Annotated in this window: 11 protein-coding genes; 3 read left to right on the forward strand and 8 right to left on the reverse strand. The window is 69.0% G+C overall.

The features are described from left to right. Positions 1-3: 3 nt before the first annotated feature. The 3 genes from zwf to pgl are packed head-to-tail and all read left to right on the forward strand — an operon-like array spanning position 4 to position 3,379. Positions 4-1,527 carry a glucose-6-phosphate dehydrogenase gene (zwf, locus tag ACH4TV_RS00305; protein WP_398392648.1) on the forward strand — a complete coding sequence of 508 codons (1,524 nt, stop codon included), beginning with the start codon at positions 4-6 and terminating at the stop codon, positions 1,525-1,527. Beyond that, positions 1,524-2,597, forward strand: coding sequence for a glucose-6-phosphate dehydrogenase assembly protein OpcA (gene opcA, locus ACH4TV_RS00310; RefSeq protein ID WP_398392650.1), 1,074 nt, complete (start codon positions 1,524-1,526; stop codon positions 2,595-2,597). Before zwf ends, opcA begins: the two co-directional genes overlap by 4 nt. A 41-nt stretch (positions 2,598-2,638) precedes the next feature. After that, positions 2,639-3,379 (forward strand): 6-phosphogluconolactonase, encoded by a 741-nt coding sequence (gene pgl / locus ACH4TV_RS00315; protein WP_398395268.1) that lies wholly within the window; start codon positions 2,639-2,641, stop codon positions 3,377-3,379. A 321-nt stretch (positions 3,380-3,700) separates the two neighbouring features. Here pgl and pgi read toward each other — a convergent pair whose 3' ends face one another. The 8 genes from pgi to ACH4TV_RS00355 form a co-directional block, all read right to left on the reverse strand. Then, positions 3,701-5,353 (reverse strand): glucose-6-phosphate isomerase, encoded by a 1,653-nt coding sequence (pgi, locus tag ACH4TV_RS00320; protein WP_398392651.1) that lies wholly within the window; start codon positions 5,351-5,353, stop codon positions 3,701-3,703. Positions 5,354-5,397: 44 nt separating this feature from the next. Continuing rightward, entirely contained in the window at positions 5,398-6,657 is a 1,260-nt protein-coding gene (locus ACH4TV_RS00325) for an MFS transporter (RefSeq protein WP_398392653.1), read from the reverse strand. A 133-nt stretch (positions 6,658-6,790) separates the two neighbouring features. Beyond that, positions 6,791-7,126, reverse strand: coding sequence for an RNA polymerase-binding protein RbpA (locus ACH4TV_RS00330; protein ID WP_010352468.1), 336 nt, complete (start codon positions 7,124-7,126; stop codon positions 6,791-6,793). 244 nt (positions 7,127-7,370) lie between these two features. Continuing rightward, entirely contained in the window at positions 7,371-7,601 is a 231-nt protein-coding gene (gene secG / locus ACH4TV_RS00335; protein WP_055529234.1) for a preprotein translocase subunit SecG, read from the reverse strand. 104 nt (positions 7,602-7,705) lie between these two features. Next, positions 7,706-8,482 (reverse strand): triose-phosphate isomerase, encoded by a 777-nt coding sequence (gene tpiA, locus ACH4TV_RS00340; protein ID WP_398392655.1) that lies wholly within the window; start codon positions 8,480-8,482, stop codon positions 7,706-7,708. Between the two features lie 6 nt (positions 8,483-8,488). Next, the gene (locus ACH4TV_RS00345; protein ID WP_398392657.1) at positions 8,489-9,700 is read right to left on the reverse strand and encodes a phosphoglycerate kinase; all 1,212 of its coding nucleotides are present in this window, start codon (positions 9,698-9,700) and stop codon (positions 8,489-8,491) included. A 132-nt stretch (positions 9,701-9,832) separates the two neighbouring features. Then, positions 9,833-10,837, reverse strand: coding sequence for a type I glyceraldehyde-3-phosphate dehydrogenase (gene gap / locus ACH4TV_RS00350; RefSeq protein WP_398392659.1), 1,005 nt, complete (start codon positions 10,835-10,837; stop codon positions 9,833-9,835). Between the two features lie 174 nt (positions 10,838-11,011). Then, positions 11,012-13,963 (reverse strand): M14 family zinc carboxypeptidase, encoded by a 2,952-nt coding sequence (locus ACH4TV_RS00355; RefSeq protein ID WP_398392661.1) that lies wholly within the window; start codon positions 13,961-13,963, stop codon positions 11,012-11,014. Positions 13,964-14,107 lie beyond the last annotated feature (144 nt).

Here is a 14,107-nt window from a genome sequence, read left to right on the forward strand (position 1 = left end):
ACCTTGTCAAGCAGCAACCCGCTGCGTGACCCCGCAGACCGACGGCTCCCGCGTATCGCGGGGCCGTCGGGCCTGGTCATCTTCGGGGTCACCGGCGACCTGTCACGCAAAAAGCTGATGCCTGCCGTGTACGACCTTGCCAACCGCGGGTTGCTGCCACCAGGCTTCTCCCTCGTCGGCTTCGCCCGGCGCGAGTGGGCGCACGAGGACTTCGCGGCGGAGGTCCACGACGCCGTCAAGGAGCACGCCCGTACGCCGTTCCGTGAGGAGGTCTGGCAGCAGCTCATCCAGGGGATGCGCTTCGTCCAGGGCACCTTCGACGACGACGAGTCCTTCGAGCGACTGCGCTCGACGATCGACGAGCTGGACAAGGCGCAGGGGACGGGCGGCAACTTCGCCTTCTACCTCTCCGTGCCGCCGTCCGCCTTCCCGGTGGTCATCAAGCAGCTGAAGAAGCACGGTCTGGCGGACCAGGACAACGGTTCCTGGCGGCGCGCGGTCATCGAGAAGCCCTTCGGCCACGACCTGAAGTCGGCCGAGGAGCTCAACGCAACCGTCGAGGAGGTCTTCGCCCCGGACCAGGTCTTCCGCATCGACCACTACCTGGGCAAGGAGACCGTCCAGAACATCCTGGCGCTCCGCTTCGCCAACCAGATGTTCGAGCCGATCTGGAACCGGTCGTACGTCGACCACGTACAGATCACGATGGCCGAGGACATCGGCATCGGCGGCCGGGCCGGCTACTACGACGGCATCGGCGCGGCCCGTGACGTCATCCAGAACCACCTCCTCCAGCTGATGGCCCTGACGGCCATGGAGGAGCCGGCGTCCTTCGACGCGGACGCGCTGGCCGCCGAGAAGACCAAGGTCCTCGGCGCGGTCAAGCTGCCGCAGGACCTGGGCGCCAACACCGTGCGCGGACAGTACGCGGCGGGCTGGCAGGGCGGCGAGAAGGCCATCGGCTACCTCCAGGAAGACGGTATCGACCCCAAGTCGAAGACCGACACCTACGCGGCGATCAAGGTCGAGGTCGACAACCGCCGCTGGGCGGGCGTCCCCTTCTACCTGCGCACAGGCAAGCGCCTGGGCCGCCGGGTGACCGAGATCGCGGTCGTCTTCCAGCGGGCGCCGCACTCCCCCTTCGACCACACGGCGACGGAGGAGCTGGGCCAGAACGCGATCGTCATCCGCGTCCAGCCCGACGAGGGCATCACGGTCCGCTTCGGATCCAAGGTGCCCGGCACCTCGATGGAGATCCGGGACGTGTCCATGGACTTCGCGTACGGCGAGTCCTTCACGGAGTCCAGCCCCGAGGCGTACGAGCGTCTGATCCTGGACGTCCTCCTGGGCGACTCGAACCTCTTCCCGCGTACCGAGGAGGTCGAACTGTCCTGGCGGATCCTCGACCCGATCGAGCAGTACTGGGACAAGCACGGCAAGCCGGCGCAGTACCAGTCCGGCACCTGGGGTCCCGTCGAGGCGGACGAAATGCTCGAACGAGACGGACGGAGCTGGCGTCGCCCATGAAAACAGACCTCACGGACACCACGGCCAGCAAGGTCAACAAGGCGCTGGTACAAGGCCGCCGGGCCATCGGCACACCGGCCGTCGGCATGGTCCTGACCCTCGTCATCGTCACCGACGAGGAGAACGCGTACGACGCCCTGAAGGCGGCGAACGACGCCTCGCGCGAGCACCCCTCACGCACCCTGGTGGTCGTCAAGCGCGTCTCCCGCTCCCCCCGCGACCGCACGACGTCCCGCCTCGACGCCGAGGTCAGGGTCGGCGTGGACGCGGGCACCGGCGAGACGGTCGTCCTGCGCCTGTATGGCGAGGTCGTCGACCACGCCGACTCGGTGGTCCTGCCCCTGCTGCTGCCGGACGCCCCGGTGGTCGTCTGGTGGCCGGTGAACGCCCCGCTGGACCCGGCGAAGGACCCGCTGGGCGCCCTGGCACAGCGCAGGGTGACCGACACGTACGCGGCCGAGCAGCCGGTACGGGAACTGGCGGCGCGCGCGGACGCGTACACGCCGGGCGACACGGACCTCTCCTGGACCCGGATCACCCCGTGGCGCTCGATGCTGGCGGCAGCCCTTGACCAGGTCACCTGCGAGGTGGACGCGGTCGAGGTGGAGGGCGAGGAGTTCAACCCGAGCTGCGAACTGCTGGCGATGTGGCTGGCGGACCGCCTGGACGTCCCGGTGAAGCGTTCCCTGTCCTCGGGCCCGGGCCTGACGGCGGTGCGCATGCGAACCAGCACGGGCCCCATCACCCTGGACCGCGCCGACGGCACCCTGGCGACCCTCTCCATCCAGGGCCAGCCCGACCGAGCGGTGGCGCTCAAGCGCCGTGAGACGGCCGAGCTGATGGCGGAGGAACTGCGCCGCCTGGACCCGGACGACACGTACGCGTCGGCGCTGCGGTACGGAGTGGAGCGGCTGAACGCTTCGGCGGCGCCCGAGACGCCGGCACCGGCGTGGCCACAGCCACTGGTACCTGCGCTTGCCCTGGCACCCGCGAGGAAGGCGACCCCGGCGGAGGACCCGAACAGGGTGACACCGGCCAAGATGCCACCGGTGAAGAAGGCGGCCCCTTGAGTACGGCACCGCAGCTCGTCGTCCACCGCGACAAGGAGCTGATGGCCGAGGCCGCCGCGGCCCGCCTGATCACGAAGATCGTGGACGCGCAGGCCTCAAGGGGATCGGCGTCAATCGTCCTCACCGGCGGCCGCAACGGCAACGGCCTGCTGGCCGCCCTGGCCGCCGCACCGGCCCGGGACGCCATCGACTGGACCCGGCTCGACCTGTGGTGGGGCGACGAACGCTTCCTGCCCGAGGGCGACCCGGACCGCAATGTCACGCAGGCGAAGGCGGCACTGCTGGACGCGGTGCCTCTCGACCCCACCCGCGTGCACGCCATGCCCGCGTCGGACGGCCCGTACGGCTCCGACGTGGACGCGGCGGCGGAGGCGTACGCGGCGGAACTGGCCAAGTCGGCGGGCCCGGAGAACCACGGCCCCGTTCCCACCTTCGACGTCCTGATGCTGGGCGTGGGCCCGGACACGCACGTGGCGTCACTGTTCCCGGAACTGCCGGCGGTACGGGAAACGGACCGCACGGTGGTGGGCGTCCACGGCGCCCCGAAGCCCCCACCGACCCGAGTCACCCTCACGTTGCCCGCGATCCGCGCGGCCCGTGAGGTATGGCTGCTGGCGGCGGGCGAGGACAAGGCGGGGGCAGCGGCCATAGCCCTGTCGGGCGCGGGCGAGATCCAGGCCCCGGCAGCCGGCGCGTACGGCAGACAGCGCACCCTGTGGCTACTGGACGCGGCGGCAGCATCCCAACTCCCGAGGGCGCTGTACCCACCGGCGTCCTCCTGAGCGACGTGGAACAGGGGCGGCGGGGGCGAGTTGTTTCGCCCCCGCCGCCCCTACCCGTTCCCATCCTCGAGGGCTCCGCCCCCGAACCCCCGCTCCTCAAACGCCGGAGAGGCTGACATACCAGCCCCGACCGGCGGCGCCCAAGGACAAGCCCCCTTCAGCCCCAGCTTCTTCCCCACCCACCCGCCCCCACCGTGCGATCCGGCATCTTCAGCCCGTCCGGCGTTTGAGGACAAGGCCCGTTCAGGGCCGTAGCGGGGTCTGGGGCGGCAGCCCCAGGGATGGGACGGGTAGGGGCGGCGGGGGCGAGAAACAATCCCCCTACCTCCCGCGCAACTCCCGATACCTGGCAACCAGCGCCACAGTGGACGCATCCAACCCCGCCACCTCCACCCCCTCCGTCAACGCCGGCTCAACCCGCTTCGCCAGCACCTTGCCCAGCTCGACCCCCCACTGGTCGAACGAGTCGATGTTCCACACGGCGCCCTGCACGAACACCTTGTGCTCATACAGCGCGATCAACTGCCCCAGCACCGACGGAGTCAGCTCACGCGCCAGCACAGTCGTCGTCGGATGATTCCCCCGGAACGTCTTGTGGGCCACCAACTCCTCCGGCACCCCCTCCGCCCGCACCTCCTCCGGCGTCTTACCGAACGCCAGCGCCTGCGTCTGCGCGAAGAAGTTGGCCATCAACAGGTCGTGCTGCGCCCTCAGCCCATCACTCAACTCCCCCACCGGCTCCGCGAACCCGATGAAGTCCGCCGGGATCAGCTTCGTCCCCTGGTGGATCAACTGGTAGTACGCGTGCTGCCCGTTGGTACCGGGCGTACCCCACACCACCGGCCCCGTCTCCCACTCCACCGGCACCCCGTCGCGCCCCACCGACTTGCCGTTGGACTCCATGTCCAGCTGCTGCAAGTACGCCGTGAACTTGGACAGATAGTGCGAGTAGGGCAGCACGGCGTGCGACTGCGCACCTAGGAAGTTGCCGTACCAGATGCCCAACAGCCCCAGCAGCAAAGGTGCGTTGGCCTCCGCCGGAGCCGTCCGGAAGTGCTCGTCGACCAGCGCGAACCCGTCCAGCATCTCCCGGAACCGCTCCGGGCCGATCGCGATCATCAGCGACAGGCCGATCGCCGAATCGTACGAGTAGCGTCCGCCGACCCAGTCCCAGAACTCGAACATGTTCGCCGTGTCGATACCGAAGCCGGCGACCTTCTCCCCGTTCGTCGACAGCGCCACGAAGTGCCTGGCGACCGCCTTCTCGTCGCCACCCAGCCCCGCCAGGAGCCAGGAACGGGCCGAGGTCGCGTTGCTGATCGTCTCGATGGTCGTGAACGTCTTGGACGCGACGATGAACAGCGTCTCCGCCGGATCCAGGTCCCGCACCGCCTCGTGCAGATCCGCCCCGTCGACATTCGACACGAACCGGAACGTCAACTCCCGCGCGGTGAACGCCCGCAGCGCCTCGTACGCCATCGCCGGACCGAGATCCGAGCCGCCGATGCCGATGTTGACGACGTTCTTGATGCGCTTGCCCGTGTGCCCGGTCCACTCGCCCGAGCGGACCTTCCCGGCGAAGCCGGCCATCTTGTCGAGCACGGCGTGCACGGCCGGTACGACGTTCTCCCCGTCGACCTCGACCACCGCGTCCCGCGGCGCGCGCAGCGCGGTGTGCAGCACCGCCCGGTCCTCGGTGATGTTGATCCGGTCGCCCCGGAACATGGCGTCCCGCAGCCCGAACACGTCCGTCGCGGCGGCCAGCTCGCGCAGCAGCCGCAGCGTCCCGTCGGTGACCAGGTGCTTGGAGTAGTCGATGTGCAGATCACCGACCTGGAGCGTGTACCCGGCGCCGCGCCCGGGGTCGTTCGCGAACAGGTCCCGCAGATGGGTGTCCGCCAACTCCTCACGGTGCTTGGCCAGAGCGGTCCACTCGGGTGTCTGGTTGAGCCTGCTACGGCTGTCTGCGTTCATCTCGGACTTCCGCCTCTTTCCCTGCCTGCGCTGCCGGTCCCAACCTAATTGATCAGCGCGTTGTGCGAGCTGTCGTCGTCCACAGATACGTCCGACCTGAGCGCGGGTATCAGTGCCATGACCGCCAGGACGAAGAAACCGGCGGCGAGCAGCGCCGGGGTGTCGAGTCCCCAGGCCGTGGCGACGGCTCCGCCCAGCAGCGCACCCAGAGGCGCTCCGGCGATCGCCAGGGTGCGGAAGGCCGAGCTGACCCGGCCCAGCATCTCGGCGGGGCTGCGGCGCTGCATCAGGGTGGTCGTGTTGACGTTCCACACCATCCCCATGAGCCCGAACACCGCCAGGGCGCCCACCAGCGCGGCCAGGCTGCGCACCGAGCCCATGACGACCAGCGCGCCGGTCTGCACCGTCCCGGCGAGCAGTACGGCCCGTATGCGCCCGAGCCGGTCCACGAGCCGGCTGTTCAGCACACCGCCGGCGAGGCTGCCGACCGTGTACGCGGTCATCGCCGCCGCGTAGCCTGCGTTGCCCGCGTCCAGCCAGCGGGTCACCAGCAGCACCATCGTGGCGATGAGGGCGCCCATACCGATGTTGCACAGTGCCGTGGCCGCGCACAGTCCGCGCAAGGGGCCGTCGCGCCACAGCGTGCGCAGGCCCGCGGCGATCTCACCGCGCAGGGTGCTGCCCGCGGATCTCGGAGCCCGCTCGGGCGCGTCGGGCCGCAGCGAAGCGACCAGAGCCGCCCCGACCAGGAAGGTCACAGCGTCGGCCGCGAAGGGGACGGCCACGCCCAGCACGATCAGTACGGGCACCACCGGCCCGGCCAACAGGCCGCCCGCGATGCGCTGGCCGGTCATCAGGCGCGTGTTCGCGCTGCCGAGGGCTTCCTTGTCCACGAGGGTCGGCAGCAGCGCCGTCGCGGCGTTGTCGAAGAGGGTCTGAAGCGTGGTCAGCGCGAGGGCGAGCGCGATGAGCAGGCCGATCGAGGCGTGCCCGAGGGCGACGGCCACGGCGAAGCAGGCGACCAGCAGCCCTCGTACCGCATCCACCATCCACATGGCGCGCCGCTGGTCCACGCGGTCGGCGACGGCCCCTCCGAGGAGTCCGAAGACGAGCCACGGCAGATATCCGCAGGCCGTCACCGAGGCGATGAGCAGGGGTTGGTCGGTGAGGGTCGTGGCGAGCAGGGGCAGTGCGGCCGTGCGCAGCGCGTCGCCGAAACTGGAGAGCACGGCGGCGCTCCACAGCCGCCCGAATCCCCCGCGCCACCTGGGCGCGCACGCTCCCGCCATCTCGACCGTCGTCACAACTCCCCCTCGCGGTTCGCCGATTCACAAACCGTAGAGGGCACCACTGACAATCGGTCGGGGAGCAGTTGTGCGGCGCCCCGTCGAACGGGTCCGGCCAGGCACCTCTCGGTGCCTGGCCGGCCGTCAACTTCTAGATCTCGCCCCGCAGTTTGGCGAGCGCCTCGGCGAGGATCGCCTCGCCGTCCGCGTCGCTGCGCCGTTCCCGTACGTACGCCAGGTGCGTCTTGTACGGCTCGGTGCGCGGCGGGGCCGGCGGGTTGTCCCGGTCCTGTCCGGCCGGAAAGCCGCAGCGCGGGCAGTCCCAGGTATCGGGCACCTGCGCGTCGCTGGCGAAGCTGGGCTGCGTCTCGTGCCCGTTGGAGCACCAGAAGGAGATGCGCAGCCGCGGCGCGGACTCGCCACGCTCAGCCTCGCCCATCGGCCCCGCCCCGACCCGGCTTCCTCGGATCGCGTTGCCACTTGCCACGGTCGTAACTCCCTGCGTGATGGTGCCGCGAAGCGAGTCGGCGTTTTCGCTTCGTTGCGAGCGCCTCAGTCTACGTAAGGCCCAACGCGCGTCCAGTGCTTGGAGTTACCGCTTCCACACCTAGACGCAAGCCCCATGATAGGCCGCCCTTGGCGGGGCGTACCGAACATGGGGCCTTACGTGCGGAATGTGCGTGCGTAATGTGCTGTCGTACCGGTATTTGACGACCGGTGTCAGCCACTGATCAGTTGTTCACCTTCATCAGGATGCCGAGCACCACGATGCACGCGAACCACAGCAGACCGAGCACCACGGTGATGCGGTCGAGGTTGCGCTCGGCGACCGAGGAGCCACCGACGGACGACTGCATGCCGCCACCGAACATGTCGGAGAGGCCGCCGCCCTTTCCCTTGTGCATCAGCACGAGCAGCATCAGCAGCAGGCTGAAGACGATCAGGGCGATCGAGAACCCCAAAACCACGGCTGGACCAACTTCCTCGGATTCTGATGGACGACGGGGACACGGTGGCAAGCCACCGTGTCCCCGTCAGGGTACGACGGATCTCCGCTACGGCCTACTCACTGGTCGCGGAACCGAACGATCTTGACGAACTCGTCGGTGTCCAGCGAGGCACCGCCGACCAGTGCGCCGTCGATGTCGGGCTTCGCCATGATCTCGGCGACGTTCCCGGACTTCACCGAACCGCCGTACTGGATACGTACGGCGTCGGCCACGTCCTGGGAGTAGAGCTCGGCGAGCTTCGCGCGGATCGCCCCGCAGACTTCCTGGGCGTCGTCGGAGCCGCAGACCTTGCCGGTGCCGATGGCCCAGACGGGCTCGTACGCGATCACGACGGTCTCGGCCTGCTCGGCCGGGAGGTCCTTGAGACCGCCCTCGACCTGCGCGAGCGTGTGGGAGACGTGGTTGCCCGCCTCGCGGACCTCCAGTTCCTCGCCGACGCACAGGATCGGGGTGAGGCCGTACTTGTAGGCGGCCTTCACCTTGGCGTTGACGAGCTCGTCGGTCTCGTTGTGGTACTGGCGGCGCTCGGAGTGGCCGATCACCGCGTAGGTGCACTTGAGCTTGGCCAGCATCGCGCCCGAGATCTCGCCCGTGTAGGCGCCCGAGTCGTGTGCCGAGATGTCCTGGGCGCCGTACTTGATCTTGAGCTTGTCGCCGTCGACCAGGGTCTGTACCGAGCGCAGGTCGGTGAAGGGCGGCAGGACCGCGACCTCACAGGCCTCGTAGTCCTTGTCCGCGAGGGCGAAAGCGAGCTTCTGGACGTGGGCGATGGCCTCGAGGTGGTTGAGGTTCATCTTCCAGTTGCCCGCCATCAGCGGCGTACGAGTGGTCATGCGGGGTCAGTCCTCCAGTGCGGCGAGACCGGGGAGCGTCTTGCCCTCAAGGTATTCGAGGGAGGCACCGCCGCCGGTCGAGATGTGGCCGAATGCGTTCTCGTCGAAGCCCAGGATGCGCACGGCCGCGGCGGAGTCGCCGCCGCCGACGACCGTGAAGGCCGGGGAGTCGAGGAGGGCCTGGGCGACGGCCCTGGTGCCCTCGGCGTAGTCGGGGTGCTCGAAGACGCCCATGGGGCCGTTCCAGAAGACGGTGGCGGCGTCGGCGAGCTTCGAGGCGTACAGCGTGCTGGACTCCGGACCGATGTCCAGGCCCATCTGGTCGGCGGGCATCGCGTCCGCGGCGACGGTGGTCGGGTTCGCGGGAGCCTTGGTCTTCAGGTCCGGGAACGCGGAACCGACCAGCACGTCGACCGGGAGGACCAGCTCGACGCCGTTCTTCTCCGCGCGCTCGACGTACTCCTGGACGGCCGGAAGCTGGTCCTCCTGGACGAGGGAGGCACCGATCTCGTACCCCTTGGCCTTGAGGAAGGTGAACACCATGCCGCCGCCGATGAGGATGCGGTCCGCCTTGCCGAGCAGCTGGTCGATGACGGCGAGCTTGTCGGAGACCTTGGCTCCGCCCAGCACGACGACGTACGGACGCTTGACGTCCTCGGTGAGCTTCTTCAGGACGCCGACCTCGGTGGCGATGAGGTAGCCGGCGTAGTGCGGCAGGCGGGCCGGCAGGTCGAAGACCGAGGCGTGCCGCCGGTGCACCGCACCGAAACCGTCGCTCACGTAGACATCGGCGAGGGCGGCCAGCTGATCGGCGAACTCGCCGCGCTCGGTGTCGTCCTTCGACGTCTCACCGGCGTTGAAGCGCAGGTTCTCGATCACGGCGACCTGGCCCGGCTGGAGGCCGTTCACCGCGTCGTGGGCGGCGGGGCCGACGGTGTCCTGGGCGAAGGCCACGGGGGCGTCCAGGAGTTCACCGAGGCGCTCGGCGGCGGGCAGCAGGGAGAAGACAGGGTCCGGGGCGCCCTTGGGGCGGCCCAGGTGAGAGGCGACGACGACCTTGGCGCCGGCGTCCGCGAGGGCCTTGACGGTGGGCAGGACGGCCCGGATGCGGCCGTCGTCGGTGATGCGGCCCTCGGCCAGCGGCACGTTCAGGTCGGCGCGGACGAGGACCCGCTTGCCGTCGACTCCTTCGGCGAGGAGTTCGTCGATCGTCTTCATGAAAGGGGACTCCTAGGGAGGGCTCTTTTGTCCGGGAGGGGCTGGATCGATCAGCACGTGCCACAGGGCTCGGGCAACGCCGCGTTGCGTTGCCCGAGCCCTGTGCTCACATCGAAGTGCCTGCTCCGGTACTCAGAGCTGGTTGCCGACGAAGACCGTGAGGTCGACGAGGCGGTTGGAGTAGCCCCACTCGTTGTCGTACCAGCCGATGATCTTCACGCTGTTGCCCTGCACCATGGTCAGCGAGGAGTCGAAGGTGCAGGAGGCCGCCCAGCCGACGATGTCCGAGGAGACGATCGCGTCCTCGGTGTAGTCCAGGTAGCCCTTCAGCTCGCCCTGGGCGGCCTTCTGGAACGCGGCGTTGACCTCTTCCTTGGTCACCACGCGCTCCGTCTCGACGACCAGGTCGGTGACGGATCCCGTCGGGACCGGCACCCGCATCGCCATGCCGTTGAGCTTGCCCGCCAGCTCCGGGATGACCACGCCGAGAGCCTTGGCCGCACCGGTGCTCGCCGGAATGATGTTCTCGGCGGCGGCGCGGGCGCGGCGCAGGTCCTTGTGCGGGAAGTCCTGGAGACGCTGGTCGCTGGTGTAGGCGTGCACCGTGGTCATCAGGCCCGAGACGACGCCGAAGTTCTCCAGGAGAACCTTGGCCATCGGCGCCACACAGTTGGTGGTGCAGGACGCGTTGGAGATGATGTGGTGGTTCGCCGCGTCGTACTTGTCCTCGTTGACGCCGAGAACGATCGTGATGTCCTCGTCCGAGGCCGGAGCCGAGATGAGGACCTTCTTGGCGCCGCCGGCGATGTGCTTCGCGGCGTCGGCCTTCTTGGTGAAGATGCCGGTCGACTCGATGACGATGTCGACGCCCAGCTCGCCCCACGGGATGTCGGCCGGGTCGCGCTCGGAGAGAACCTTGATGGTGTGACCGTCGACGGTGATCGTGTCGGCGGTGTGCGACACCTCGGCCTTGAGTCGGCCCAGGATGGTGTCGTACTTCAGAAGGTGAGCAGTGGTCGCGGTGTCACCCAGGTCGTTGACAGCCACGATCTCGATGTCAGCACCCTGCTCCAGCAGCGCGCGGAAGTAGTTACGACCGATGCGGCCAAAGCCGTTGATGCCTACGCGGATCGTCACGAACCGATCTCCTCGTTGGTACGCCGGCTTACGTGCCGGCGAGTTGTATGGGATGTCCCCGACCGCCTACGACCCTACCTCTCTGCGGCCCCGGTGGTGACATCGAGATGCCCCATACGCGGCAGGGCGGTCCGTACCCGCCAGTAGGGGTACGGACCGCCCTGGTCCTGCAGCTCAGTCCTTCAGCGCGGCCAGTGCCTTGCCGAGGAGTGCCGTCCGGTCGGCCGCCGCGGTGACATGCTCCAGGCCGAAGCCCAGCAGCACGCTGTCACCGGTGGTGACCGCTCCGTACGTCTTGAACAGCTCGCCCGACAGACCCCAGTCCCTGATGACCGCGGGGCTGCCCGCGGGCGGTCCGGGAGTGCTCCAGGCGCCCAGGGACGTCTCGAAGCCCTCGGTCTCGACGGCCGTGCCGCCGATCACGACGGAGGCGTTGTCGGCGAGCACGCCGTGACCGCCGGAGCCGGGGTCGGTGAGGTAGCTGAGCGAGATCTCCACGGTCCTGCCCGCATAGGCGGAGAGGTCGAAGCCGACCTCCTGCCAGCCGTCCGACGCCCCGGTGAAGCTGTTCCAGGAGCCGCTGGTGCCGGTGGGCGTGCAGGCGCCGTCGCCCAGGGTCAGATAGCGGGTGAGGGCGGGGTGGGACGCGATGAAGTACCCGGCCTCGCACTCGATCGGCGGAGCGGCACTGGTGGCACCGCCCACCTCAGGGAGCGTGGTCCAGTCGTCGGCCCCCGCGGTGTGCGCTTCCAGGATCGCGTGGTCGTACGCCTCCTCCGTGTCCCACAGCAGCTGGGTACGGAAGACCGGCGCCTGGGCCGCGCTCACCCCGGTGAGGTCGATGGTGCGGGTGAGCCGGTTCCAGGCGTAGTCGGTGTGCGTGACGGCCGCCATGGAGGTGCCTTCGAACGGTCCGTACGGGTTGACCGTCCCCGGGTACTGACCCGCACCCGCGCTCTCGAACTGCGGGTACGTCTCCACGGGCAGGGTGTCCGAGGTGACGCCGAACGATCCGGCCGTGTTCAGCGGGTTGCCCGGCGCGTCGCCGAGGGGGCCCGCGAAGCCGGTGAGCTTCCCGGAGCCGTTGAACGAGGTGACCGACGGCGTGGTCGTACGGGAGTACGCGCCCAGGTAGTACTGGCTGAAGTCATTCGAAAGGGTGCCCCCGCCGAGGTCGACGGAGCCTCCCGCACTCTCGCCGGCCTCGACCAGCTTGCCGCCCTCGTTGAGGTAGGCGCGCAGCTGGAGCTGGGTGGCGTTGCCCGGCCGTACAGCGCCCGTGTAGTGGACGACCGTCTTGAAGTGGTCGAGCACGCCGAGCGCGTCGGGCGCGCCCAGTGCGGCGACGTCCCAGACGAGCGGCTTCCTGCCGTTGGCCTTCAGCGCGTCGACGTAGGCCTGCGCCTGCGTGGCGGTCGCGCCCTCCTCTGCGACGACGAGTGTGTCGGCGCGCGGCCGCTCGGCGACCGTGTACGTGAAGTGCGTGCTCTCGGTGGGCTTGCCGGCCTTCGTCTCGCCGGTGAACCAGACCTCGACCTTGTCGCCCGGGTCGCCGTCGGCGACCTTGGCGCGGTACTCGTCGAAGTACAGGTTGTCGTCACCGCCGAAGGTCTCGCCGCCCTTCCACGCCTTGAGCGCCATGTCCTCGGTACGGCCGCCGTTGACGCGGTACCTGAGCTCCTTGTCGCGTACGGACTTGCGTGCGACGACCGAGATCTCCTGGTCGGCGCCGCGCGAGTACGAGGTGGTGAAGGGTGCCGGGGTGAAGTCCGGGGCCTCGATGCCGACCGCGGACTTCGGCTGGTCGGGCCTGGCCGCGGACTCGGCGAGCGACAGGGCGAACGGGATGTTCTTGGCGAACTCCTGCTGGATCAGCTTCTCGTCGTCCGGGAAGGTGAAGACCGAGGCGCAGTCGGCCGCGTTCCAGGCGTCGTCCGGATAGAGGTTCGACACCGTCTGGCAGGTCGACATCTCCGGGGTGAACATGGCCGTGCCGTTGACGTTGGCCGCGTGGCCGTCCGCCTCGCCGTTGGTGGTGTACAGCTCGGAGGAGAGCTGCGGGTGGTAACCGGGGATCGCGGAGTTCTCCGGTGTCCCGGCGAGCGCCTCGTAGAGGACGTCGTCGGGGCTCGGCGTCGCCACCTGCCAGCCGACCCCGTAGAGGAGGAGTTCGGCGGCGGAGTGGTAGTTGATGCCGTACTCGAAGCCGATGCGCCTCTCGAAGGCGTCCAGTGCCTGGGTCTCGGGCTCCGAGTTGGGGCCGGCGCCGCGGTAGGTCTGGCTGGTGGGGAACGGGGACGAACCCTCGTCGTCGTAGCCCCACTGGTAGGCGAAGTTGCGGTTGAGGTCGACGCCGTCGCCGATGGTGGTGGTGCCGTCGCCGTTGACGTCCCGCATGTTCTTGCGCCACTGGCGGTCGCCGTCGGCCTGGTGCGAGAAGTCGTAGCCGTCGGGATTCGCGGAGAGGACGAACCACAGTTCGGTCGTGTCGACGACCTTCTTGATGCGCTGGTCCTTGGAGTAGTTGTCCAAGTAGTGGTGCATCAGGCGCCGGGTCATCTCCGGCGTGATCCATTCACGCGCGTGCTGGTTGGACAGGTACAGGACGGACGGCTTGGCGCCGTCCTTGGTCTTCTTCGCGCCCTTGGTCAGTTTGAGCGCGAGGATGTCCTGGCCCTGAAGGGTCTTGCCGATGGAGACGACCTTGGTGAGGGAGGGGTTCTCCTGCGCGGTCCGCAGGATCTCCTCCTGGAGGTTGCCGGCGCCGCTGTACGGCCGGAAGACGCCGTCGCCGGCGGCGGCCACGCGCGCGCGTGCCTTCGCCGTGAGCGTGTGTTCCGTGAGGTCGACGCCCTTGTCCTCCAGCTGCTCGGCCTGCTTGTCGGTGAGGTAGACCTCGACCGTGGCCGTGCCCTTCTCCGGTGCCTGTTCCCCGAGTTCGTGGCCGTCCTGGCCGGTCGCGAGGAGCAGGGGTATCTGCTCCTTCGTGACCTCGGCGCGGAAGACCTTGACCTCTTCGGCGTCGGGTGTACCGGCGTCCTCCGCGGCCACGGCGATGGGCGCGAGTCCCGCGCCGCCCAGCATGAGTGCGCCGACAGCGAGGATCGTTCTCGCTCTTCGTCTCATGAACCCCCCTAGCGATGACCCGCCACAATGGCGGACAGATGCCAGGCTCATGACAGTTCATGATCCAGTCAAGGGGGCACCGAGGCCGGACAAACGCCGGTGCCGGTACCCGAAGCGGGTACCGGCACCGGCGTGTTGAGGGTC

Origin of the sequence: Streptomyces sp. NPDC020898, assembly GCF_044333925.1 — a bacterium.
GTDB lineage: Bacteria > Actinomycetota > Actinomycetes > Streptomycetales > Streptomycetaceae > Streptomyces.

What these genes read in the sequence shown, in the direction of transcription:
- opcA (WP_398392650.1), top strand. Translation starts at nt 1,524, where the DNA reads ATGAAAACAGACCTCACGGACACCACGGCCAGCAAGGTCAACAAGGCG.
- pgl (WP_398395268.1), top strand. Translation starts at nt 2,639, where the DNA reads ATGGCCGAGGCCGCCGCGGCCCGCCTGATCACGAAGATCGTGGACGCG.
- pgi (WP_398392651.1), bottom strand. Translation starts at nt 5,353, where the DNA reads ATGAACGCAGACAGCCGTAGCAGGCTCAACCAGACACCCGAGTGGACC.
- tpiA (WP_398392655.1), bottom strand. Translation starts at nt 8,482, where the DNA reads ATGACCACTCGTACGCCGCTGATGGCGGGCAACTGGAAGATGAACCTC.
- ACH4TV_RS00345 (WP_398392657.1), bottom strand. Translation starts at nt 9,700, where the DNA reads ATGAAGACGATCGACGAACTCCTCGCCGAAGGAGTCGACGGCAAGCGG.
- ACH4TV_RS00355 (WP_398392661.1), bottom strand. Translation starts at nt 13,963, where the DNA reads ATGAGACGAAGAGCGAGAACGATCCTCGCTGTCGGCGCACTCATGCTG.